At 71.3% G+C, this 22892-nt stretch carries 24 protein-coding genes and 1 tRNA gene; 14 read left to right on the top strand and 11 right to left on the bottom strand.

Annotated features, from left to right (window positions below; translation table 11 throughout):
* Positions 1–14 precede the first annotated feature (14 nt).
* Both ACIRSU_RS07530 and ACIRSU_RS07525 read left to right on the top strand, forming a co-directional pair.
* On the top strand, positions 15–1571 hold the full coding sequence (locus ACIRSU_RS07530) for an amino acid adenylation domain-containing protein (protein WP_403789779.1): 1557 nt from the start codon (positions 15–17) through the stop codon (positions 1569–1571).
* Positions 1572–1692: 121 nt separating this feature from the next.
* Positions 1693–3270, top strand: coding sequence for an amino acid adenylation domain-containing protein (locus ACIRSU_RS07525; RefSeq protein ID WP_403789778.1), 1578 nt, complete (start codon positions 1693–1695; stop codon positions 3268–3270).
* A 20-nt stretch (positions 3271–3290) separates the two neighbouring features.
* Here the strand turns inward: ACIRSU_RS07525 and ACIRSU_RS07520 are convergent, their stop codons facing one another.
* The gene (locus ACIRSU_RS07520; protein ID WP_403789777.1) at positions 3291–3866 is read right to left on the bottom strand and encodes a GNAT family N-acetyltransferase; all 576 of its coding nucleotides are present in this window, start codon (positions 3864–3866) and stop codon (positions 3291–3293) included.
* 35 nt (positions 3867–3901) lie between these two features.
* Between ACIRSU_RS07520 and ACIRSU_RS07515 the strand changes: the two genes are divergently transcribed.
* The gene (locus ACIRSU_RS07515) at positions 3902–4498 is read left to right on the top strand and encodes a flavin reductase family protein (protein ID WP_403789776.1); all 597 of its coding nucleotides are present in this window, start codon (positions 3902–3904) and stop codon (positions 4496–4498) included.
* On the opposite strand, the gene ACIRSU_RS07510 is transcribed toward ACIRSU_RS07515, so the two are convergent.
* Positions 4420–5640 carry an MFS transporter gene (locus ACIRSU_RS07510; protein WP_403789775.1) on the bottom strand — a complete coding sequence of 407 codons (1221 nt, stop codon included), beginning with the start codon at positions 5638–5640 and terminating at the stop codon, positions 4420–4422. The two genes, ACIRSU_RS07515 and ACIRSU_RS07510, sit on opposite strands and share 79 nt — an antisense overlap.
* Between ACIRSU_RS07510 and ACIRSU_RS07505 the strand changes: the two genes are divergently transcribed.
* From ACIRSU_RS07505 to ACIRSU_RS07465, 9 genes are all read left to right on the top strand, one after another.
* A complete protein-coding gene (locus ACIRSU_RS07505; RefSeq protein ID WP_403789774.1) occupies positions 5639–5806 on the top strand; it encodes a hypothetical protein in 168 nt (55 codons plus the stop codon). The two genes, ACIRSU_RS07510 and ACIRSU_RS07505, sit on opposite strands and share 2 nt — an antisense overlap.
* A 93-nt stretch (positions 5807–5899) precedes the next feature.
* Positions 5900–7123 carry a DUF1015 family protein gene (locus ACIRSU_RS07500; RefSeq protein ID WP_403789773.1) on the top strand — a complete coding sequence of 408 codons (1224 nt, stop codon included), beginning with the start codon at positions 5900–5902 and terminating at the stop codon, positions 7121–7123.
* Between the two features lie 38 nt (positions 7124–7161).
* Positions 7162–7722 (top strand): adenylyl-sulfate kinase, encoded by a 561-nt coding sequence (gene cysC / locus ACIRSU_RS07495; protein WP_403789772.1) that lies wholly within the window; start codon positions 7162–7164, stop codon positions 7720–7722.
* Positions 7719–8657, top strand: a complete 939-nt coding sequence (cysD, locus tag ACIRSU_RS07490; protein ID WP_403789771.1) for a sulfate adenylyltransferase subunit CysD — start codon at positions 7719–7721, stop codon at positions 8655–8657. The genes cysC and cysD overlap by 4 nt, the downstream gene beginning before the upstream one ends.
* Positions 8658–9956 carry a sulfate adenylyltransferase subunit 1 gene (locus ACIRSU_RS07485; protein WP_403789770.1) on the top strand — a complete coding sequence of 433 codons (1299 nt, stop codon included), beginning with the start codon at positions 8658–8660 and terminating at the stop codon, positions 9954–9956.
* A gap of 123 nt (positions 9957–10079) precedes the next feature.
* A complete protein-coding gene (locus ACIRSU_RS07480) occupies positions 10080–11912 on the top strand; it encodes an asparagine synthetase B family protein (RefSeq protein ID WP_403789769.1) in 1833 nt (610 codons plus the stop codon).
* A 114-nt stretch (positions 11913–12026) separates the two neighbouring features.
* Positions 12027–12866, top strand: coding sequence for a slipin family protein (locus tag ACIRSU_RS07475; RefSeq protein ID WP_403789768.1), 840 nt, complete (start codon positions 12027–12029; stop codon positions 12864–12866).
* A 77-nt stretch (positions 12867–12943) separates the two neighbouring features.
* On the top strand, positions 12944–13621 hold the full coding sequence (locus ACIRSU_RS07470) for a hypothetical protein (RefSeq protein ID WP_403789767.1): 678 nt from the start codon (positions 12944–12946) through the stop codon (positions 13619–13621).
* A gap of 114 nt (positions 13622–13735) precedes the next feature.
* Positions 13736–13867, top strand: coding sequence for a hypothetical protein (locus tag ACIRSU_RS07465; protein ID WP_403790236.1), 132 nt, complete (start codon positions 13736–13738; stop codon positions 13865–13867).
* 322 nt (positions 13868–14189) lie between these two features.
* Here ACIRSU_RS07465 and ACIRSU_RS07460 read toward each other — a convergent pair.
* Positions 14190–14263: transfer RNA gene (locus ACIRSU_RS07460), tRNA-Pro, on the bottom strand.
* Between the two features lie 606 nt (positions 14264–14869).
* Between ACIRSU_RS07460 and ACIRSU_RS07455 the strand changes: the two genes are divergently transcribed.
* Positions 14870–16081, top strand: coding sequence for an acyl-CoA dehydrogenase family protein (locus ACIRSU_RS07455; RefSeq protein ID WP_403789766.1), 1212 nt, complete (start codon positions 14870–14872; stop codon positions 16079–16081).
* 95 nt (positions 16082–16176) lie between these two features.
* On the opposite strand, the gene ACIRSU_RS07450 is transcribed toward ACIRSU_RS07455, so the two are convergent.
* From ACIRSU_RS07450 to ACIRSU_RS07415, 8 genes are all read right to left on the bottom strand, one after another.
* The gene (locus tag ACIRSU_RS07450) at positions 16177–16746 is read right to left on the bottom strand and encodes a GAF domain-containing protein (RefSeq protein ID WP_403789765.1); all 570 of its coding nucleotides are present in this window, start codon (positions 16744–16746) and stop codon (positions 16177–16179) included.
* Positions 16743–17387 carry a GTP-binding protein gene (locus tag ACIRSU_RS07445; RefSeq protein ID WP_403789763.1) on the bottom strand — a complete coding sequence of 215 codons (645 nt, stop codon included), beginning with the start codon at positions 17385–17387 and terminating at the stop codon, positions 16743–16745. Before ACIRSU_RS07445 ends, ACIRSU_RS07450 begins: the two co-directional genes overlap by 4 nt.
* Positions 17365–17736 carry a DUF742 domain-containing protein gene (locus ACIRSU_RS07440; RefSeq protein WP_389210360.1) on the bottom strand — a complete coding sequence of 124 codons (372 nt, stop codon included), beginning with the start codon at positions 17734–17736 and terminating at the stop codon, positions 17365–17367. Before ACIRSU_RS07440 ends, ACIRSU_RS07445 begins: the two co-directional genes overlap by 23 nt.
* Before the next feature lie 2 nt (positions 17737–17738).
* Positions 17739–18173 carry a roadblock/LC7 domain-containing protein gene (locus ACIRSU_RS07435; protein ID WP_403789762.1) on the bottom strand — a complete coding sequence of 145 codons (435 nt, stop codon included), beginning with the start codon at positions 18171–18173 and terminating at the stop codon, positions 17739–17741.
* A gap of 7 nt (positions 18174–18180) precedes the next feature.
* Positions 18181–20109, bottom strand: coding sequence for an ATP-binding protein (locus tag ACIRSU_RS07430; protein ID WP_403789761.1), 1929 nt, complete (start codon positions 20107–20109; stop codon positions 18181–18183).
* Positions 20110–20548: 439 nt separating this feature from the next.
* Positions 20549–21007, bottom strand: coding sequence for a DUF2267 domain-containing protein (locus tag ACIRSU_RS07425; protein WP_403789760.1), 459 nt, complete (start codon positions 21005–21007; stop codon positions 20549–20551).
* 79 nt (positions 21008–21086) lie between these two features.
* Positions 21087–21485 (bottom strand): DUF2267 domain-containing protein, encoded by a 399-nt coding sequence (locus ACIRSU_RS07420; RefSeq protein ID WP_403789759.1) that lies wholly within the window; start codon positions 21483–21485, stop codon positions 21087–21089.
* A 112-nt stretch (positions 21486–21597) separates the two neighbouring features.
* Entirely contained in the window at positions 21598–22032 is a 435-nt protein-coding gene (locus tag ACIRSU_RS07415) for an Hsp20/alpha crystallin family protein (RefSeq protein WP_403789758.1), read from the bottom strand.
* A 128-nt stretch (positions 22033–22160) separates the two neighbouring features.
* On the opposite strand from ACIRSU_RS07415, the gene ACIRSU_RS07410 reads away from it, so the two are divergent.
* The gene (locus ACIRSU_RS07410; RefSeq protein ID WP_403789757.1) at positions 22161–22805 is read left to right on the top strand and encodes a type III effector protein; all 645 of its coding nucleotides are present in this window, start codon (positions 22161–22163) and stop codon (positions 22803–22805) included.
* Positions 22806–22892 lie beyond the last annotated feature (87 nt).

Here is a 22892-nt window from a genome sequence, read left to right as displayed (position 1 = left end):
AAAGGAAACCACCCGTGATCGATCGGTCCCTCTACGACTGGTTCCTCGCCTCGGCGCAGCGCCACGGAGACTCCATGGCGCTGGAGGTCGGCAGCCACGCGCTGACCTACGACCAACTCCTGAAGGCGTCCGAGCGCATGGCCGCGCTGATCGAGCGGCAGCTCGGCCGACGGCCCGAGCGCGTGGGCCTGCTGGCCAGCCGCAGCCTGACCACCTATGTCGGCTACCTCGCGATCCAGCGCCTGGGCGCCGCGGTGGTGCCGCTGAACCCGCGTTCTCCCGTGACCCGCAACCTGGCCATCACGAAGGACTCCGGTCTGGAGATCACCGTCGCCGACGAGACCGCGAGCGAGCAGCTCGACGAGTACGCGCAGAAGGCCGGCGTCGACGTGGTCGACATGACCGGCGACGACCGCAAGAGCCTCGTCACGCAGGGCGGCGACGACGACCTGGTCGCCGCGATATCCCGGCCGAGCAGCGACTACGCGTACATCGTCTTCACCTCGGGCTCGACCGGCCGTCCCAAGGGCGTCCCGACGACGCACCGCAACATCTCGTCCTTCCTCGAGGACGCCATCCCGCGCTTCCACTTCGCCCACGGCTGCCGGGTGTCGCAGACCTTCGAGGTCTCCTTCGACGGCTCCATCATCGAGATCTTCGGCGCCTGGGGCTCCGGCGCCACGCTCTGCATCCCGCAGCACAGCGACGTGTTCGCGCCCGTGCGCTTCGTGAACGAGAAGCGGCTGACGCACTGGCTCTCGGTGCCGTCGATCATCTCCTTCGCCAAGCGGCTGCGCGCCCTCGCCCCGAACAGCATGCCGACGCTCCAGTACTGCAACTTCGGCGGCGAGCCGCTCACCGCCGAACAGGCCGACGCCTGGCTGACGGCCGCGCCGAACGCCACGATCCACAACTGCTACGGCCCGACCGAGCTCACGGTCATCATCACCGGCAACCCGGTGCCCCGTGACAAGGAGGCGCGCACGCCCACGTCCAACCGCACCATCCCGATCGGCGAGATCTACCCGCACATGGAGTGGGTCCTGCTCGACGAGGAGCTGCGGAGCACGGACGACGGCGAGCTGTGCGTGCGCGGCCCGCAGCGCTGCCCCGGTTACCTCGACCCGGCGCACAACGTGGGCCGGTTCGTGGACTTCGACGGCGTGCAGGGGCGCTCGTACGACGGCTCGGAGCCGCTGCACGACAAGCACTGGTACTGCACCGGCGACCGGGTCCGCATCGAGCACGGCGAGCTCGTGCACCTCGGCCGCATCGACGACCAGGTCAAGATCCACGGCTACCGCACCGAGCTGGGCGAGATCGAGTCGGTGCTGCGCAAGCACCCGGACATCGCGGAGATCGTCGTGGTGGCCGTGACGGCGGCGGACGAGCAGATCGACCTGCACGCCTTCTACACGGGCGACGAGGTGTCGGCGAAGGACTTCGCGCGGCTCGCCGAGGAGCTTCCGGTCTACATGCGTCCGCGCTCCTACCACCACCGGCAGTCGATCCCGCTGTCGATGGTGGGCAAGGTCGACCGCAAGCTGCTCGCCGCCGAACTGACCGGCTGACGCCTCCCTTCGCCGGCCGGTCCGGAGGACCGTTCTCCTCCGGACCGGCCCTCCTTCCGCCGACCCGACCGACCGCCCACCCGACCGCCCGCCCGACCGCCCGACTCATGAAAGGCCCGGTGTGGACCAGCACACAGATCCGGACGGAACGCTGTTCACGTGGTTCCGGGACAGCGCCCTGCGTCACTCGCGGCTGACCGCCCTGGAGGTCGGCGGCGAGTCGCTCACCTACGGGGAGCTGCTCGACCTCGCCGAGCGGCTCGCGCACCGACTGGTGTCGGTGGCCGGCCGGCCGCCCCGGGCCGTGGGGATCCTGGCGGCCCGGACGCCCGCCGCGTACGCCGGCTATCTGGCGGCGCTGCGCCTGGCGGCCACGGTGGTGCCGCTGAACCCGGCGTTCCCGGCCGAGCGGAACGCGTACGTCTGCCGGGCGGCGGGCGTGGACGTCGTCGTGACGGACCGGCCCGACGTGGACGTCGTGGTGACCGAGCGGTCCGGCGAGGGCTCCGGCAGCGGCCCGGCCTCGGTCCTTCTGGACGCGTCGACCCGGGACGAGGTGGCGGCGGGACCGCGCTGGTCCGGTCCCCCGGAGGGCGCCGCGGACGACGTCGCGTACGTCCTGTTCACCTCCGGCTCCACCGGCCGGCCCAAGGGCGTGCCGATCCGGCACCGGCAGCTGGCCCGGTACGTCCCGTGGTGGATCGAGCGGTACGAGGCGGGCCCGGGCAGTCGGCTGTCCCAGTCCTTCGACCTGACCTTCGACCCGTCGGTGTTCGACATGTTCGTCGCGTGGTGCTCGGGTGCCACCCTGGTCGTCCCGCAGTCGCGCGAGCTGATGATGCCGACGCGGTTCATCGCGGCGAAGGGCATCACGCACTGGTTCTCGGTGCCGTCGGTGATCTCGATCGCCCGGCGGCTGCGCGGACTTGCGGCGGGCAGCCTGCCGACCCTGCGGCACACCCTCTTCGGCGGCGAACCGCTGACGCTCGAACAGGCCGCGGCATGGGCCGAGGCGGCGCCGCACAGCGTCATCGAGAACCTGTACGGGCCCACGGAGGTGACCATCTCGTGCACCGCGTACCGGCTGCCCGCGGACCGGGCGCGCTGGCCGCGGACGCCTAACGGCACCGTGCCGATCGGCACGGTGCACGACCTGCTCGACGGCGTCGTCCTCGACGACTCCGGGCGCGCCGCCGACGAGGGCGAGCTGTGCCTGCGCGGGCACCAGCGGTTCGACGGGTATCTCGATCCGCGGCAGAACGTGGGCCGGTTCGTGGCCTACGACGGTGACCGGTCGAGCGTCCTCGACGGAGACGCGGTGAGGCCCGGCAGCTGGTACCGCACCGGCGACCGGGTGCGCGTCGAGGACGGGCAGTTCGTCTATCTGGGCCGGCTCGACGACCAGGTGAAGATCCGCGGCTACCGGATCGAGACCGGTGAGATCGAGCATGTGCTGCGGGCCCGTCCCGAGGTGCAGGACGTGGTGGTCCTCGCCGTGCCGGGCCCGGGCGGGCCCGCTCTGCACGCGGTCTACACGGGCACGGAGGTCCCGGACGAGGAGTTCACCGACCTGGTCGCCACGAGGCTTCCGCCGTACATGGTGCCCGAGCGCTACCACCGGCGCGCGATGCTGCCGGTGAACGCCAACGGCAAGACGGACCGCCGGCAGCTGGCGGCCGAGCTCCAGAGGGACCTATGAGCCCGGACGCGTCGGCGAGCTCAGGCGCAACGGCGTTCCATCACCAGGCGGTTGGCGGTGGGCCGGCGCGCCACGGTGAAGCCCTGCCGCTCGAACAGGCCCCGGGTGCCGACGTAGAGGTCCGAGGCCGCCGCCTTCGGGCTCGTGGTCGGATAGCCCTCGATCACCTCGGCGCCGTGGGCGCTCGCGTAGTCGCAGGCCGCGGCGAGCAGGACGTCCGCGCTGCCCTGCCGGCGGTGTCCGGCGCGGACGTAGAAGCAGGGCACCGACCAGCGTCCCGGCTCGTCGGCGCCGCCGCGGCCCACCGTGGCCGTCCGCAGGCGGGCGAACGCCGACCGGGGCGAGACGGCGCACCAGCCGATCGCGCGTTCCCCGCCGTTCGCCTCGTCCTCGGTGTAGGCGAGCAGACCCGTCGGTTCGCCGTCCTTCACCAGCGCGTGGAACGCCCGCCGGTTGGCGTCACCGGACTCGTAGTCGGCGCGGGTGAGACGCCAGTACATACACCAGCAGCCGCCGCATGCGCCGCGTTCACCGAAGAGATCCTCCAGGTCCGACCAGTTCTCGACGGTGAGTGGACTCGTCCGCGTGATGCGCATGTCCGGCTGCACTCCTCCTGTGGAAGGAATCGGGGATGACCCATGGTAACGAGGCGACCTCGGCTCTGAGCTCAGCCGAGCGGTCGGCCTTCCGGAGCGCCGCGGGCCGTTTCGCGACGGGCGTCGTCGTCGTCACCAGTCTGACGGACGACGTGCCCCTCGGAGTGACGGTGAACGCGTTCTCGACGGTGTCGCTCGACCCGCTGCTCGTCCTGGTCAGTCTGCAGAACACCTCGCGCATGCTGACCGCGATCGAGCAGTCGGAGATCTTCGCGGTCACCGTGCTCGCGGCCGACCAGAAGTACCAGGCGGGCTGGTTCGCCAACCCGCGGCGGCCGACCGGTCTGGCCTCGTTCGGCGGCGAGACCATGTTCGCGGGGCCGGCCACCGGTTGCCCGGTGCTCGCCGAGGGGCTGGCGTTCTTCGACTGCCGGCTGCACGCGGCGCATCCCAGTGGCGACCACGTGATCCTCGTGGGCGAGGTGCTCTCGTTCGACCAGATGCGCCGCGCCGCGCCGCTGCTCTTCGCGAACGGCGAGTTCGGCGTCGGGGATCAGCCCTCGGCGGACGCCGTGTCGGACCGCGGGGTGTCGACGGCGGCCAGGGCCTTGTCGGTCACCACCCGCAGGTAGGGGATGACCAGCAGGGCGCAGAGCACGGCGAACACACCGAAGGCCACGTGGTAGTTGACGAACTGGGCCACCAGGCCACCGACCGCCGCGGCGATCGGGGCGGTGCCCCAACTGATGAGGCGGTAGGCGGCATTGAACCGGCCGAGCAGGTGATCGGGGACGAACGTCTGCATGATCACCCGGGCGTTGACCGTCCACATGGTGCCGCCGACGCCGGCGACGAACGCGGCGCAGGCGATGGGAACGGCACTCCCCTTGACCGAGGGAAGCACGGCCGGAGCGGCGACGAGGAAGAAGGAACCGATGATGTCGACGAACATCGACCAGCGGCGGCCGAGCAGCCGGTTCACCCGGCCGACCAGCAGCGTGCCGACGATTCCGCCGACGCCGAGGCAGGTGAGGAGCAGGCCGTACTGGCGGGGGCTGAGTCCGAGCGGGCCCGGAGCGGCGGCGTACGCGGGGATGAGGGCGAGCCAGACGCTCCAGCAGCCGGCCATGACCGCGATGAGCAGCGCCATCGTGCGCAGCAGCCGGTTCTTCCAGAGGAAGTCGAGTCCCTCCCGGATCTCGACGCGGATGGGCTGCCGGGGCCGGGCCTGGGCGCCGCCGGCCGGCTTCGGCGAGAAGTCGCCGACGAGCAGCGTCAGCAGCACCATGCCGGCGGCGTACACGAGACCGCTGACGCCGAAGGCGAGGACGAAGCCCGAGGCCACCAGGAAGCCGCCGACGGGGGCGCCGAGGAACTGCTTCCAGAGGTACTCCATGGCGGTGATGCGCGCGGTGGCCGGTTCCCAGCGGGACTTGGGAACGGCCGCCGGAACGATGGACGCGCCGGAGGTGAGCGCGAGGACCTCCGCCGTGCCCATGGCGAGCGCGACGACGTAGACGACCGGCAGCGACTTGGCATCGAGCAGGACGGAGGCGAACAGCGACGTGATGGCGCAGAGCCGGATCGCCTCCGCGACGACCATGAGCGTGCGCCGGCTGACCCGGTCGACGAGAACGCCCACCGGCAGTGCGGCCAGCAACCAGGGGAGCGTGATGAGGACACCCACGGCGGAGATGAGACTCGGCGACTGCGTCATCTTCGCCGCGAGCAGCGGCAGGGCCACCCGGGCGATGGCGTCCGCCATGTTCGTCATGGCGGTGAAGAAGACCAGCAGCCATTCGTTGCGGCCGGCCCGGGGAATTGATTCGCCGGAATCTGATTCGCTCGTCGAGGAGCTCGATGTCGAGTGCGCCTGGGGCACTGCCGTTCCCTACTTTCGCGTTTCGATGAATGCCGGAACGACGGCCAATCGTCCATGACCCCTACTTGACATGTCAAGGCCCGGTGGCGCCGTTCGCTCAACGGGGCGAAATCCGGTCGAAGAATGTCCATTTTTCCGTGAGGAGGTGCGAATGGATCTGATACCTTTTCGAGCCACACGCTTTGTGCCGGACGTGGTCGGCGATCTGGCGAGTGTCACGGCGCTTCCCGAGGAGTACCCGAAAGACGGGAGCCGGCCGGTCAGTCCGTACAACGTCCGGCAGATAATCCAGCCCGACGCGGACATATCAGCGGAAGCAGGACGGAATGCCGGGGCGCGGGTGACGCTGCGCCGCTGGCTCTCCGAAGGCGTACTGGCCACGGACGCCGAGCCGGCGCTGTTCGTGTACGACCAGAGCGAGGCCGGCACCGTGATCCAGCGCGGGCTGATCGGCGCGCTCCACGTGAGCGACGATCCGTCCTCCGGGGTGCTGCCGCACGAGGAGCATTTCGCCGCCTCCATTCCGGACCGGGCTGAGTTCATGCGCACCGCCTCCGCCGACATGGAGCCCCTCTTCTGCGTGTACGAGGGCGGCGGCGCGGCGAGCGAGGTCGTCGACGCCGTGGCGGACCGGCGCCGTCCGATGGTCCGGGTGACCACCGAGGACGGCCGGACGCACCGGCTCTGGCGCATCACCGACAAGGCCGCGCACGCGACCATCGCCCGGGACCTGCGCGACCGGGCCGCGCTGATCGCGGACGGCCACCACCGCTACGCGGCGTACCAGCGGCTGCGGGCGGAGCACGCGCACGACGAGGCGTGGCACTACGGACTCGCCCTGCTCGTGGACTCGGCCGCCTATCCGCCGCGACTGCGGGCCATTCACCGCGTCCTGCCGGACCTGTGCCTGGCGGAAGCCGTCGAGCGGGCCAAGGGCGTGTGCCGGGTCCAGGAGACGCCCCGTGAATTCGAGTCCGCCCTTCGTCTCCTTGAATACACCCCGCCGGACGGCATATCTTTTCTGATCAGTGACGGGGATCGCCACTTCCTGGTGACCGACGTCGACCGGCTGGCAATTGAACTCGCGATGTCCGGGGCGGCTCCGCCGGAATGGCGAAACCTTGATTCCGCGATTCTGCACACCTTGTTCATCGAACTGGTCTGGGACCATTCCGATGATTCCGATATAGCGTATGTCCACGGCGCCCGCGAGGCCGTCGACCGGGCCCGCCGCAGGAACGGCACCGCGGTCGTCCTGAAGCCCCCGGACTTCTCCGACGTGCGGGCCATCGCCATGGCCGGCGGGCGCGTTCCCTACAAGTCGACTTCATTCGGTCCCAAGCCGCGAAGCGGGTTTGTGCTGCGCATGCTCTGAGCACCACCGACGGACACCACCGACGGAAGAGAGATCTGATGAGAGAGAACGGCATCTGCACCTGCTGGCCGGGCGCGACCGTCTGGCTGACCGGCTTGCCCAGCTCGGGAAAGACGACCATCGCGCACGCCATGGCCGAACGCGTGCGCGCCGACGGACGACGGGTGGAGGTGCTCGACGGCGACGAGATCCGCACCACCCTCTCCGCGGGGCTCGGCTTCAGCCGCGAGGACCGGAACACCCATGTGCAGCGCATCGGCCTGGTCGCCGAAGTCCTCGCCCGCAACGGCGTGCTGGTCCTGGTGCCGGTGATCGCGCCGTACGCGGACCAGCGCGAGGCCGTCCGAAAACGCCACGAGGCGTCGGACACGCCCTATCTGGAGGTCCATGTGTCCGCACCCGTCGAGGTGTGCGCCGAACGAGACGTGAAGGGTCTGTACGCCAAGCGGGCCGCGGGCGAGCTGTCCGGGCTCACCGGCGTCGACGACCCCTACGAGGTACCCGAATCGCCCGACCTGCGCATCGCTTCGCACCAGCAGACCGTGCAGGAGTCCCTGGCCGCGCTGCACACACTGCTCACCGAGAGGGAGCTCGCATGACCACGATCACGTCCTCGCCGGCGCGGGAGGCCGACCGCCCCGCCACGCTCGGCCATCTGGACGCCCTGGAGTCCGAGGCCGTGCACATCCTCCGCGAGGTGGCCGGCGAGTTCGAGAAGCCGGTGATCCTCTTCTCCGGTGGCAAGGACTCCATCACCATGCTCCACCTGGCGCTGAAGGCGTTCGCGCCCGCGCCGGCACCTTTCTCCCTGATGCATGTCGACACCGGGCACAACTTCCCCGAGGTCATCGAGTACCGCGACCGCGTGGTCGCCGAGCACCGGCTCCGCCTCCACGTGGCCTCGGTGCAGGAGTACATCGACCGCGGCGTCCTCAAGGAGCGCCCGGACGGCACCCGTAACCCGCTGCAGACCGTGCCGCTGACCGAGGCCATCCGGATCCACGGCTTCGACGCGGTGCTCGGCGGCGGGCGGCGCGACGAGGAGAAGGCCCGCGCCAAGGAACGGGTGTTCAGCCTGCGCGACGAGTTCTCGCAGTGGGACCCGCGCCGGCAGCGCCCCGAGCTGTGGCAGCTCTACAACGGCCGGCACGCCCCCGGTGAGCACGTCCGCGTCTTCCCGCTGTCCAACTGGACCGAGCTGGACGTCTGGCAGTACATCGCCCGCGAGAACATCGTGCTGCCGGAGATCTACTTCGCCCACAAGCGTGACGTGTTCCGGCGCTCTGGCATGTGGCTCACCGCGGGCGACTGGGGCGGCCCCCGCGAGGACGAGCCGGTCGTCACCCGCCAGGTCCGCTACCGGACCGTGGGCGACATGTCCTGCACCGGCGCCGTCGAGTCCGACGCGTCGACCGTCGAGCAGGTCATCAGCGAGATCGCCGCGTCCCGGCTCACCGAGCGCGGCGCGAGCCGCGCCGACGACAAGCTGTCCGAGGCCGCCATGGAAGACCGCAAGCGCGAGGGGTACTTCTAAATGAGCACGTCCACCGACCAGATGACGCACGGCTCCGACCCGGAGACCACGACCCTGCTGCGTTTCGCGACCGCCGGTTCCGTCGACGACGGCAAGTCCACCCTGGTGGGCCGGCTGCTGCACGACTCCAAGTCGGTCCTCGCCGACCAGCTGGAAGCCGTCGAGCACGCCTCCCGCTCCCGCGGCCAGGACGCCCCCGACCTGGCGCTGCTCACCGACGGCCTGCGCGCCGAGCGCGAGCAGGGCATCACCATCGACGTGGCCTACCGCTACTTCGCGACCCCGCGCCGCCGGTTCATCCTGGCCGACACCCCCGGTCACGTGCAGTACACGCGGAACATGGTGACCGGCGCCTCGACGGCCGAGCTGGCCGTGGTCCTCGTCGACGCCCGCAACGGCGTCGTCGAGCAGACCCGCCGCCACGCCGCCGTCGCCGCCCTCCTGCGCGTCCCGCACGTCGTCCTCGCCGTGAACAAGATGGACCTGGTCGACTACCAGGAGTCCGTCTTCGCCGCCATCGCCGAGGAGTTCACCACCTACGCCTCCGAACTCGGCGTCCCGGAGATCACGGCCATTCCCATCTCCGCGCTCCTCGGCGACAACGTGGTCGAGCCGTCCACCGCCATGGACTGGTACGCGGGCCCGACCGTCCTGGAACACCTGGAGACGGTCGAGATCAGCCACGACGTCGCCGGCCGGCCCGCCCGCTTCCCGGTGCAGTACGTGATCCGCCCGCAGACCGCCGAGCACCCCGACTACCGCGGCTACGCGGGCCAGATCGCCGCCGGGATCTTCCGCGTCGGCCAGGAGGTGACCGTACTGCCGTCGGGCCGGACGTCGACGATCACCGGGATCGACCTGCTCGGCACCCGCGTGGAGACGGCGTGGGCGCCGCAGTCGATCACGCTGCTCCTCGCCGACGACATCGACATCTCGCGCGGAGAACTGATCGTCCCGGCCGACGCGGTGCCCGCCGGCAGCCAGGACATCGAGGCGACCGTGTGCCACGTGGCGGACCAGCCGCTCACCGTGGGCCAGCGGGTGCTGCTCAAGCACACCACCCGCACGGTCAAGGCGATCGTCAAGGACATCCCGTCCCGGCTCACCCTGGACGACCTCTCCCAACACCCGGCCCCGGGGCAGCTCGTCGCCAACGACATCGGCCGGGTCACGGTCCGCACCGCCGAGCCGCTCGCGCTGGACTCGTACGCGGACTCGCGCCGTACCGGCTCGTTCCTCCTCATCGACCCGGCCGACGGCACCACGCTCGCCGCCGGCATGGCGGGCGAGTCCTTCTGATCCCGGCACGATCCCGGGCTGATCGCGGCCTGATCCCGGCCTGATTCCGACCGGATCCCGACCTGATCCCGATGTACGCGCCCTCGGACCGGGCGGCGAGCAATGAGCTGAAGGAGTGTGTGTGTGTCCAGGATCTTCGGGGCGTTCGGCGCACCGAACAGCGCGGTGGAACTGAACGCGGTCGCCGGGCGGCAACTGCACGGCGGCCGCGACGGCACCAGCGTGCTGCGCGGCGACACATGGTCCCTCGGCTGCAACAGACTCGCCGTCCTGGATCCGTGCGGCGGGGCCCAGCCCTACCGATGTCCGCGGCTCCCGGGCATCGCGGTGGTCTTCGACGGCGAGATCTACAACCACCACCAGCTGCGCCGCCGGCTGCGGGCCCGTGGGCACGTCTTCACCGACATCTGTGACGGTTCCGTCCTGCCGGCCCTGTACGCCGAGCACGGCACGCGTTTCGCCGAGCACCTGGAAGGCATGTTCGCCATCGCCGTGATCGACCTGCGTCGCCGGCCGCGCCTCGTGCTCGCGACCGACGACCACGGCATGAAGACGCTCTACCACCACACCGCTCCCGACGGCGCGGTGCGCTTCGCCTCCGAGCTGCCCGGCCTGCTCGCCTTCGGCCAGGTGCCCGCGGTGGAGCGGGCCGCCGCCCTGGACGAGTACCTGTCCGTGGGCACCTGCGCCGACGACCGCACGGCCCTGGAGGGCATCAGGACCCTGCCGCCCGGCACCACGGCCGTCGCGAACGGATTCGACGGGCTGCGCCTGCACCGCCGTACGACTCCGGCGACCGCCCCGGCATCGGCCCGGACCACTGCCCCGGCCACAGGGCCGGTCTCGGACGGGACGGCGGATCTCGGCGACATCCTGCGCGGGGAGATGGCCCGGCTCACCCGCGCCGACGTGCCCGTGTGCGGCGTGGTGACGGAAGGCGCGGACTCCCATCTCGTCAACGCCATGGCGACCCGCCAGCTCAGGGAGCTGGACGGCAGCCCGCTGCACAGCTTCCACGTGGTGTACCGCGGCCGCTGGCACTCCTCCGTCTGCGCGGCGGCCCGGCGGAGCGGGACCCTCCATCACGACGTCGTCCTCGACCCCGACGAACTGGTGGAACTCCTGCCCCGCACCATCTGGCACCTGGGCCAGCCGCACGCGGATCCCGCGGCCCCGGGCCGCTACGCCCTCTTCCGGGCCATCCGGAGCGCCGGCTACACGGTCGCACTGACGTCCGCCGGAGCCGGCGAGCTGTTCGGCGCGCACGAGCGCATGCGGCGCGCCCTCACGACACCGCCGGACCGGCCGTGGATCGGCCCGTACCTGGATGCCCTGGCCAGTGTGCCGCGCTCCGTCCGGACCTCCCTCTACAGCGCCGACTACCGCGACTACCTGCGCTTCCGGGGCTCCGCCGCCGAACGGCTCGCCGAGACCCTGCACGCCGGAGGCGCGGACCGTTTCAGCACCCTGGCCGCCGTGGAGACCGGCTGGCGGCTGCCCGCCCACCATCTCCGCCAGATCGATCATGTGAGCACCGCGTGGTCGGTGGAGGCGCGCTTCCCCTATCTCCAGCCCGCCGTTTCCGCTTTCGCCAGGACCCTCCTCTCACGCCCGACAACAGGCGATACTCCCCTTTTTCAGACAGCCCAGCGCTATCTTCCGGCCGGTACGCTCCGCCGCAGCGCGCGCAGCACCGACGTCGGCGCCGACGAGCTGCTGCGGCCGGGCTCCGCGCTGATGGACCTCGCCCAGGACATCCTCCGGGAGACCCATCTCGACGAACGCTGGGACCGGACGGCGATCTCGAACCTGATCTCCACCCAGGCGAGACACCCCGCCCCGGACACGGCCGCCGCCCTGTGGGCGGTCCTGGTCCACGAGCTCTGGCGCCAGGAACTGCGCGTCCTGCGCCCGGCCGTCCTGCATCTGGCGCTGCCGGAGCCGGTCGCGGCCTAGCCGATCACGCTCCACCCCCAAGATCTTGACGTGTTCCTGACGCAGTAGACGCATCCGCGCGTCCCTCTGGGGCGTCCTGACCCGTGTCGAAGCGGTTACACGAAGGAGGGCGCCATGGAGAGCGCGTTGGTCGGAGTCGTCATCGGGGTCGTCTTCCTCCTGCTGCTGCTCCGCAGCGGGATGCGCGTGATCAATCAGGTCGAGCGTGGTGTCGTGTTCCGATTCGGAAAGGCGCTGCCCGGCCACCGGCAGCCGGGCATCACCTTCCTGATCCCCGTCGCGGACCGCATGCGGAAGGTGAACGTCCAGGTCGCGACGCTGCCGATCCCGACACAGGAAGGCATCACCAGGGACAACGTGTCGGTCAAGGTCGACGCGGTCGTCTACTACCGGGTCACGGATCCCGCCCGCGCCGCGATCGAGGTGCAGGACTACGCCTTCGCCGTCGGCCAGGTCGCTCAGTCGTCCCTGCGCTCCATCATCGGCAAGAGCGACCTGGACGACCTCCTGTCCGACCGGGAGCGCCTGCACGAAGGACTCGCCCTGATGATCGACAGTCCGGCGGCCGGCTGGGGCGTCCACATCGACCGGGTCGAGATCAAGGACGTACAGCTTCCGGAGTCGCTGAAGCGGTCGATGTCCCGGCAGGCCGAGGCGGAGCGCGAACGGCGGGCCCGCGTGATCACCGCGGACGGCGAGTTCCAGGCGGCACAGCAGCTCGCCAACGCCTCACGGATCATGTCCGACACCCCTGAGGCGATGCAGCTGCGACTGCTCCAGACCGTCGTCGAGGTGGCCGCGGAGAAGAACTCCACGCTGGTGATGCCCTTCCCGGTGGAACTGCTCCGCTACTTCGACCGGGCGGCCCGCAACCTCGACCCCGCTTCGGCGCCGGCGCCGCAGACTCCGACGGGCACCGTGCCCGAGCAGCCGGCCCGGGCGGACGCCTCCTGACCGGCCGCAGCCGGACCCGCTCCGGGCGGCGGACTCCGGTGCCCGGCCGTGGGGCCGGCACCGGTACCGTCGCCCGGATGGGCTTGTTCCTGCGCGACAACAGCTTCTTCACCGAGGACCACGAGGGCGTCCTGCACGCCCTGGAGGAGTTCTGGACGACCGAGGGGCACCGGCTCGCCTTCCTGTCGGCCGAGGAACACGACAGCCATGACGCCTACACGCTCTTCACCGGGTGGAACGGGTGGACCCAGCTGAGCTGGACCCGCGGCTGGGAGTGGGACCTGCGCCGCCGGGCGCAGTTGCACGTCTCCCGAGCGCTCGGCTGTCCGGGGCTCCTGACCTTCGTCCACGACGGCGACATGTGGGGCTACGAGCTCTTCGACGCGGGCGTGGTGCTCGACCAGTTCGTCCACTGGTGCGATCCGACCGACTTCTTCCCCGGCAAGGACACCACCGGACGGCCCGAGATCCTGGTCGCGGCCTTCCCCGCACTCTCCCTCGACCTCCGCCATGCCGCCGGCTACCTCTCGCCCTTTCCCGAGGACGAGGAGGACGAGCTCGCGTGGGACACGCACGTCAGGCCGGGCGACCGGTGGACCCGCGGGAATGCCCTGGTCTTCGAGGACTTCTGGCGGTTCCTCGGCATTACGGAACCGCGGCAGGGACAGCACGGCCGGATCGTGATGCCCGCGCCGGTGTGGCGGCGCTTCACCGTCGAGACGGACCGGAAACGACGTACGGCACGGTCCACCTGACAAGGCTTCTGGCACTCGATGACCCGTCGGTGAGAAACTCGGCAGGCCACCTGATCGGACCGACACGCGCCCCGGCACCGGGCCGCCTCCGATGAGCTCTGGCAGAGTCGAGGGGTGTCCAGGGGAACGTGGTCGACGCTGCCCGAACAGCGCGCCGAGGGCACCGGACCGTTCGTCACGCGGCTCACCTGGCGGCCTCCCGACGGCGGTACCGCGGTCTGGGAGTCCCGGCTCGCTCGGCGCTGAAGAAGACGCGGAGGGCGTCAAGACCGATGACACCGGCGCGGCGCGCCAGGACCAGGCCGGCGCCCGGCCCTCGCTCCGCCGCATCGTCTGGACCGTGCTCCGCGTCGTCGGCACGGTGCCTCCACCAGAATGAGCACCGCCGCCACGGCGACCCCACTGTTCATGGCCCGCTCGCTCGTCACCCCAGGCACACCGCCGGTTACGCATCGTCCGAATCGGCGGAGACCGCGGACGGCTCTTCCCGGGGTCGCTCCACCCCGGACACACGAAAGGCCGCCCTCTCGTGGATGAGAGAACGGCCTCCGACTGCGTTTCCGCACAGTCGGGACGACAGGATTTGAACCTGCGACCCCTTGACCCCCAGTCAAGTGCGCTACCAAGCTGCGCCACGTCCCGGTGCCCGTCTGACCTGGGGTTTCCCTGGCCGAACGCGCATGAGAACAATACCGCACTTCCACGGGTGCTCACGAACGCCTTTGACAGCCGGCCACAGCAGCGTGCGCCCGCGTACACGCTCCGTGACATCAACCGCTCACTCTCCGTAATACGCCCCTGCGCCGCCTCCGCGCTCCCACGCGCCCCCGCCGGGCCCCTGCCAAGCCCCCGATGAAGGATTCAGCGACCCGGAATCCGTGCGGTTCCGGGGTGCCGGGGCCCTGGCGCGCTTCCGGAATGCCACCTGTTCGGGTGATGAAGTGACGTATGGGGCGACCGCGACGCCCTCGCTTCCCTATGCCCCGGAATCTCTTGCCGTTGGCATGTGGCAGAAAGAAGCTCCTGGGGAATGCCCTTCCCGCCGGACCGAGCAGGCCAAGACCACGCGAAACACAGCCGGAATCAAACGTCAACCGGTCCTGTTTCGGACAACCTTGGTGGCGATATTGATCCGCCCCCCAAAGATCAACACCATGAAGTGGTCGGCCTGTTCGGGACGGGACCACTGCCGATGCTCCACCTGCTCGGACCACTCGACGGGCAGGCTTTTCGCAGGGGAGGACTCGAATGGACGGCTACTTCAGCAGTCGGCTGCATCATCAGCTCCGGGAGACGGTACGGGACTTCGCCGAGCGTGAGGTCCGGCCACGGATACCGGAGATGGAAGCGTCGCGCACCGTGCACCACGAGCTGTCCCGGCTGATCGCCGAACAGGGCTGGCTGGGAGCGACGATCGGCCACGAGTACGGCGGCATGGGCGCCGGCCATCTGGCCAAGACGATCATCATCGAGGAGCTGTCCCGGGTCAGCGGCGCGATGGGCGCGATGGTCCAGGCGTCGCAGCTGGGCACCGCCAAGATCGTCCACTTCGGCAGCGACGAGCAGCGCAAGACCTGGCTTCCGGCCATCGCCGCCGGCGAGTGCCTGCCGACCATCGCGGTCACCGAGTACGAGTCCGGCGGCCACGTCCTCGGCATGGAGGCGAGCGCGGTCCGTGACGGCGACGACTACGTCCTCAACGGCCGCAAGGTGTACGTCGGCAACAGCCACGTCGGCGACCTCCACGGTGTCGTGGTCCGGACCGGTCCCGGTTCGAAGGGACTGACCGCCTTCCTGGTCGAATCCGATCGCCCGGGGTTCAGGACCGGTCCGCAGCAGGCTTCGATGGGTCTGCACGGCTTCAGCTTCGGCGAGCTCATCTTCGAGAACTGCCGGGTGCCGGCCGCCAACCGGCTCGGCGACGAGGGCGACGGCCTCTCCGTCGCGTACTCCTCCAGCGTGCTCTACGGCCGGGCCAACCTCACGGCCGTGTCGCTCGGCATCCACCAGGCCATCCTGGAGGAGACCACCCGCTTCGCCACCGAGCGCATCCGCTACGGCAAGCCGCTCGCCGCGCTGCCCACCGTCAAGCTGAAGCTGGGGCAGATGCAGTCGCGCCTGATGACGGCCCGGCTCGCCGCCTACCACGCGGTGCATCTGCTCGACCAAGGCCTGTCCTGCGACACCGAGCTGATGAACGCCAAGCTGGTGAACGTCGAGTCCGCGATCGACTCCGGCCGCAACGCCATGGAGATCCACGCCGCCGCCGGCCTCTTCACCGACCGGCCCATCGAGCGCTACCTCCGCGACGCGCACCACATCTTCGCGCCCGCCGGCACGTCCGACATCCAGCTCCTGCGCCTCGCCGAGGTCGCCCTCGGCCAGGACAAGGGCAGCTGGTCGGAGCGGCTCTCCGACGTGGTCCGCACGCCGGCCCCGGAGCCCGTCCACGCCGCCTGACGGCCCGGCTGACACGGCCGGCAGAAGCACCGTGCCCCGGAGTCCGGCGACGAAGCCGAACCCCGGGGCACCCGTACGACATCCGCGAGCAGGCGTCAGATCAGGCCGTCCTCACGGCGGTTGATCTGCTCCACCAGCTCCGCCGCCATCGCCTTGATCGTCTCGAGACCGGCCCGCCCCCAGGGCCGTACGTCCGTGTCGACGACACAGATCGTGCCGAGCGCCACACCCGTGCGGTCTATGAGCGGGGCGCCCATGTACGAGCGGATGCCGATCTCGTCCACGACCGGGTTGCCCGCGAAGCGCGGGTAGTCGCAGACGTCCTCCAGGACGAGGGCCTTGCGGCGCACCACCACATGCGGGCAGTAGCCGTGGTCGCGGGCCATGAAGCGGCCGACGCCGCCGCCCGCCGCGTTGGCGCCGAGGTCGGAGCCCGAGTGCGTACCGGCCGGGGTGTGCAGGCCCGCGAAGAACTGCCGGTTCTCGTCGATGAAGTTGACCATCGAGTACGGGGCTCCGGTCACCTCCGCGAGGCGGTGGGCGAACTCGTCGAACGCCGGGTCCGGCTGCTCGCCCAGGCCCAGCTCGCGCAGCCGCCGCACCCGGGCGGGCGCGTCCTTGTCGATCGGGGTCAGCAGCATGTGGCCGGTCGGGTCGTAGGTCATGGCGTGACTCCGTAGCTCGGCACGGCGGCCGGGATGGTGGTGAGCAGATGCTGGACGAGGGTCAGCAGGGTGCGGATTCCGGAGCTGGAGATCCGGGCGTCGCAGAGCACGACCGGCACGGTGGGCTTGAGGTCGAGGGCCGCCCGTACCTCGTCCGGGTCGTAGCGGAAGGCGCCGTCGAACTCGTTGACCGCCACCACGAAGGTGATGCCCCGCCGCTCGAAGAAGTCGACGGCGGAGAAGCACTCCTGGAGCCGGCGGGTGTCGGCCAGGACGACCGCGCCGAGGGCTCCCTCGGAGAGTTCGTCCCACATGAACCAGAAGCGCTCCTGGCCCGGGGTGCCGAACAGATAGAGCACATGGCGGTCGTCGAGCGTGATGCGCCCGAAGTCCATCGCGACCGTGGTCGTGGTCTTGGACTCCACGCCCTCCAGGCTGTCGGTGGCCGCGCTGACCGAGGTCAGCAGTTCTTCGGTGCTGAGCGGTTCGATCTCGCTGACCGCGCCCACGAAGGTGGTCTTGCCCACCCCGAACCCGCCGGCGACCAGGATCTTCAGCGCGGTGGGGAAGGGGTCGGCCGCGAAGCCGCCGGGAGCGTCGGGGCCCCGGTCGTGGCGCTCAGAGCCGTTGTCGTAGGCCATCGAGCACTGCCTCCAGCAAGGAACGGTCGGTTGGATTGGCGTGGAAGCGGGGCGCCCGGGCGGTGAGCGCCCCGCAGTCCACGAGGTCGGAGAGCAGGACCTTGGTGACGACGGCCGGGAGCCTTAAGTGCGCCGCGATCTCCGCCACCGAGGTGGGCCCGCCGCACAGCCCGAGGGCCAGGCTGTGCTCGGGACCCATGTGCGGCTGCGGTGCCGTGCCGGTCGCCATCACCATCGAGAGCAGGTCGAGCGCGGCGGTGGGCTTGGTCCGCCCACCGCTGACGGTGTAGGGACGGATCAGCCGGCCCGCCGCGTCGTCGAGCCAGGGTCCTTCCTGGTGGGACCCGATCGTCACTGTCCCGCGCCGCCCACCATGCCCGCGGCCTGCCGGGCCGGAGTGACCAGATACGGCCGGACGCTCTTGACGAGCATGGCCATCTCGTAGCCGAGAACGGCGGCGTCGGCCTCGCGGCCGGCGAGCACCGCGAGACAGGTGCCGGAGCCGGCGGTGGACACGAACAGCAGCGTGGAGTCCAGCTCGACCACGACCTGGCGGACCTCGCCGCCGTCCCCGAAACGCGCGCCGGCGCTGCGGCCGAGCGAGTAGAGGCCGGAGGCGAGTGCGGCCATGTGGTCGGCCGCGTCGGGGTCGAGACCGTGGACGGACTTGACCAGGCCGTCGGAGGAGAGCAGTACGGCGTTGCGGGTGTAGGGGACCCGCTGGACCAGGCCGCTCAGCAGCCAGTCGAGATCCGCGGAATGGCCGTTCGGCGCATTGCTCGCCATGGTGCATCTACTCCTTGTGCGCGTCATCGGGACGCAGCGGTTCGCGGGGGGCAGGGGGCTGGGATTCTGCGAGGCCGATACCGCGCTGGAAGGCGGCCATCAGGCCCGGGTCGTGCAGGGCGTGCTCCTCGGGCTTGCGAACCGCGGGCTCGTCGCGCAGCTGCGGGACGAGGTGTTCCTGGGCGCGCCGCTTGGGGAGGTCGGGCCTGCCGGGTGCTCCGGAGCGCGGGGCCGGGGGGACCTCGCCGGGGGCCGGAGCGGGATGAGCGGTGCCGGGCCGGGGGGGCTCGGCGGGGGTGGGGGTGGGCTGGGACGGTACCCCGGACAGGCCGGGTCTGCCGTACGGGGAGCCGGCGTGGGCCGTGAACGGGGCGGTGAGCGGAGCCGCGGCGGGGGCGCCGGCCGGCTGGGGGGCCGACGGGTGCGCGGAGGTGCGCGGCTGGTGGTGCGGGGTGTGCGCCTGGGCGTGGACCGGCGCCGGCGCGTGGTTCGGTGCCTGGGCCGGCGCGTGGTTCGGCGCCTGCGCCGGTACGGGGCCGGGCGCGGGCGCGGCCGGGGCGGCGGGTGCCTGGGGCGCGGGCTTCGCGGCGGGAGCGCCGGTGAGCGGGACGGCCTGGGTCTGGACGCCCTGCATCTGCGCGTGCACCTGCGCCTGGTCCTGGGCCTGGCCCTCGCGGCGGGCGAGGCCCTCCGGGTCGGCGCCGAGCAGGCCCTGCGGCAGGACGAGCACGGCCTGCACGCCGCCGTAGATGTTCGACTGGAGGCGTACGGCGATGCCGTGGCGCCGGGCGAGGGCGGAGACGACGAAGAGTCCGATGCGGCCGTCCTGGAGCAGGTGCGCCACGTTGACCTGGTCGGGGTCGGAGAGCAGCGCGTTCATCTTGTTCTGCTCGTCGACGGGCATGCCGAGGCCACGGTCCTCGACCTCGATGGCGAGGCCGGCCGTGACGTACTGGGCGCGCAGCAGCACCGTGGTGTGCGGTGCGGAGAACAGCGTCGCGTTCTCGACGAGTTCGGCGAGGAGGTGGATGACGTCGGCCACGGCATGGCCCCGCAGCGTACCGTCGATCGGCGGCACCAGCTTGACGCGCGGGTACTGCTCGACCTCGGCGATGGAGGAGCGCAGCACCTCGGTCATGGTGACCGGGTTCGACCACTGGCGACGGGAGATGGCACCGCCGAGGACGGCGAGGTTCTCCGCGTGCCGCCGGATGCGGGTGGCGAGGTGGTCGACGTGGAACAGGCCCTTGAGCAGCTCGGGGTCCTCGACCTCGTTCTCCAGTTCGTCGAGGAGCTGGATCTCGCGGTGGACGAGGGACTGGAGCCGGCGGGCGAGGTTCACGAAGACCTCGACCTTCTGCTCGTTGCCGACGCTGCTGGACAGCTGCGACGCCTGCACCACGGAGGCCACGGCGGCCTCGTGGGAGCGGGTCAGCTCCTGCGCGAGCTTGTCGAACTCGTCGTGGGCGCCGCCGGAGGGCAGTGCGGGCCGGGGCGCGAGGCTCTCGCCCCTGCGCAACTGTTCGACGATCGTCCGCAGTTCGCTCTGGTCGCGGGCCGTGGTGCGGCGCAGCGCGGTGGCCCGGTCGAGCACCGCCTTGGCGGCCCGGTCGGCGCCGAGCGCGGCGGCGGTCACCGAGGCGACCGTGAGCGCGGCGGCGCCGGTGAGCGCGGCCCACAGGCCGGGCGTCATGGGGGCGCCGGTGGAACGGATCGTGAACAGCACGGCGGCGGCGCCGCCGAGCGCCACCGCGACCGCCGGAAGGACGGAGGTACGCAGGAGTTGGGGGCGTATGCGCGCCTCGGTCGGGAGCGGCGCGGGCTGCTGAGCGGGGCCGGCGCCGGTCGTGCCGACGGCGGCGCGGGCGCCTGACCGGCCGTGCCGCCCGCCCTCGCGGCGGTCGGACCGCGCGGCGGGTGCGCGAAGTTGAGACATGAGTGTCCTTGGTACGTGCCCAGGATTCGGCGTACTACGGGGGTGCACTACGGGGGAGGTGTCCTACGTGGGTGTGATGAGCCTACCGATGATCACCAGGCAGCCACTGTAGTCGTCAACCGTTCGGGTGCGGTGCGCAGTTGGCAAACTTACCCGTAGAGCACGGGAGTCTGGTATCACCCACCCCGGGTCGGTCCGGGGATGATTGGCCGAAACTCGCCGCCCCGGCACGCCCGCCGTCCCTCCCGGAACCGGACCGGAGCCTCCTCCACCCGCCCGCGGCCCGCCTCAACGAGGCGCCGTCCCTCCTGAGCGGAATCCCGTTGCGCGGGCGTGCGCGAGGGCGCGCACCGCACCCTCGCCGCACGCCGCCCGGCACCTTCGCACCACCCGTCCCCTCCACCGCCCCCGCCCGTACGCGCGTTCTCCTTCGCGTTCGTTACGGACGCGCGGCGGGGCGCAGATCGGCCTTGCCGAAGAGGAGTGCGTAGCCGGAGGGGAGCTGCCGGATGACCCGGTCGGTGAGCTCGGGGCCGGCCAGGCGGGAGACGGGGGCGAGGACCGCTCCGACATCCCAGCGGGTGGTGGCCAGGCCGCCGCCGGTGCGCTCGGCGAGGTCCTTGATGAACTCCCAGCCGGTGAGCGGGGTGACGGCGGGCACCTGGGCGGTGAGGACCAGGGCCGCCTCGAAGGGAAGACAGGCGGCGAGCTCGACGCGCTCGTCGCCGACGAGCTGGCGTCCCAGGGCCGCGAGGACGGAGCGGACCGCCTGCTCGGCGCGGTCGCGGGTGGGGTAGGCACCCTCGTATCGGACGCGTTCGAGCAGGCCGGTGTAGGAGGCCCCGCCGTGGCCGTTCGCGGACACGGCGGGGGTCGTGGTCTCGGTCTGCAGGGTCATGGCGGTCAGTCGCCGTTCTCTTCGGGCCCGGCGGTCGGGGCCGGGCGGAGCGAACAGGTGTCGACGGGACGGGCCGGGCTCAGTCGGGCAGGTTCGGCCGGCCGAAGAGGAGGTCGTATCCGGGTGGGAGCTGGAGGAGCATCCGGCTGGTGAGTTCCTCGCCGGCCGCGTCGGCGACGACGCTGAGCACGGCGCTGACGTCCCAGGCCGCCGTCCGTTCGGTGGCTCCCTCGATCCAGGCGGCCGTCGCGCGCACGAAGCGTTCCGGCGAGAGCGGTTCGCCGGCCTGGAGCGGGTTGAGCAGGATGACGGCGAAGGTCTCCGGCAGGCGGGCGGCGAGCGCGGCCCGCACGTCGCCCACCAGGTGGGCGCCGAGGAGTGCGAGCACGACCCGGGAGACGCGTTCGGCCTCGTGCTCCGTTCCGTAGTCACCGCGTTCCCGCACCTGGTCGAGGAACGTCTGCCATCGCAGTCTCATGACGCGGCCCCTTCTTCCACGGGGTGACGGCTCTTCCACGGGGTGACGGCCGGGGCGGAGGGACGGCGGAGGGGGAGACGGCCGCCCTCCGCGCCCGGCCCGCTGTGCCGGCTCAGCCGCTGATCTCCCTGCGGCTGCCGCCGTCGCTGATGGTGATCTTGCGGGGCTTCGCCCGCTCTGCGATCGGGATGCGCAGCGTGAGCACGCCCGCCGTGTAGTCCGCCGAGATCTTCTCGGTGTCGAGGGTGTCGGCCAGCATCAGCTGGCGCGAGAAGACGCCGAGAGGCCGCTCGGACAGTTCCATCTGCACGTCGTCGCTCTTCGCGACCGGCCGGCGCTCGGTCTTCACCGTCAGCATGTTCCGCTCGACGTCGATGTCGATCGCGTCGGGCGAGACGCCCGGCAGATCCATCATGATCACGTACGCGTCGCCCTCGCGGTAGGCGTCCATCGGGACGGCGGCGGGACGTGACCACGTGCCGGTCGTCCCCAGCATCTGCTGGGTCAGGCGATCGAGTTCACGGAACGGGTCGGTGCGCATCAACATCGTGAAACACCTCCATCGGTCCAGGCTTGGTTGCCAATGCGCTTCACCTGACACCGTTGTAACATGTCAACGGATGGACGACAAGTGGTGTCGTCAACGGAATGACGACGTCCGGGAGTGTGATCCGAATGACCGAAGGCGACGACCCCGTCACCTTCCGTGCCGCCCTGGCGGCCCTCGCCGCGATCGACGAAACGGTCCGCGCGGCCCGTTCCGCGGCCGCCCCCGCAGCGCCTCCGAGCGCCTCCTCCGAGGAGGCGCTCGCCGCGCTGCTGCTCCTGCGGGAGCTGCGCGAGCAGCTCGCGAGCTGGGAGCCCGGCCTGATCGAGGCCGCCCGGGACGCGGGCGCCAGCTGGGCCGAGCTCGCCGAGCCCCTCGGCGTCACGAGCCGGCAGGCCGCGGAGCGCCGCTATCTGCGGGTGCGCCCCGGCCGCCCCGGCGCCACCGGCGAGCAGCGCGTCCAGGCGACCCGGGACCGCCGCGCCGCCGACCGCTCGGTCACGAGCTGGGCCCGCGACAACGCCGCCGAACTGCGCCTGCTCGCCGCGCAGATCAGCTCCCTCGACAACCTCGCCGGCGGCCTGCGGCGCGACCTCAGCCAGGCCCTGGCGGACGTCGACCCGGCCGGTCTCCTGGAACCCCTCGCCCGCACCCACACGGCCCATCCCCCCCTGCCCCCCGACCTGGCCGCGCGCGTCGACACCCTCACCCGCCGCACCACCGACCTCCGCAACGAGAGCGACCAGCGCCGCGGCGGGACCCCACAGCCCTGACCCCGCAGAGCGGGCCGTACGCCGCCCCGGCACCCGGTCCGCTCGTCCCGCCGGGGGCTGTGGGGGCTTGCGGGAGCGTCCGGGCGC

Origin of the sequence: Streptomyces sp. NPDC101160 (assembly GCF_044768205.1) — a bacterium.
Classification (GTDB): domain Bacteria; phylum Actinomycetota; class Actinomycetes; order Streptomycetales; family Streptomycetaceae; genus Streptomyces.
Note: the sequence above shows the minus strand (reverse complement) of the source record. Positions and strands in the feature narration are given on the sequence as shown.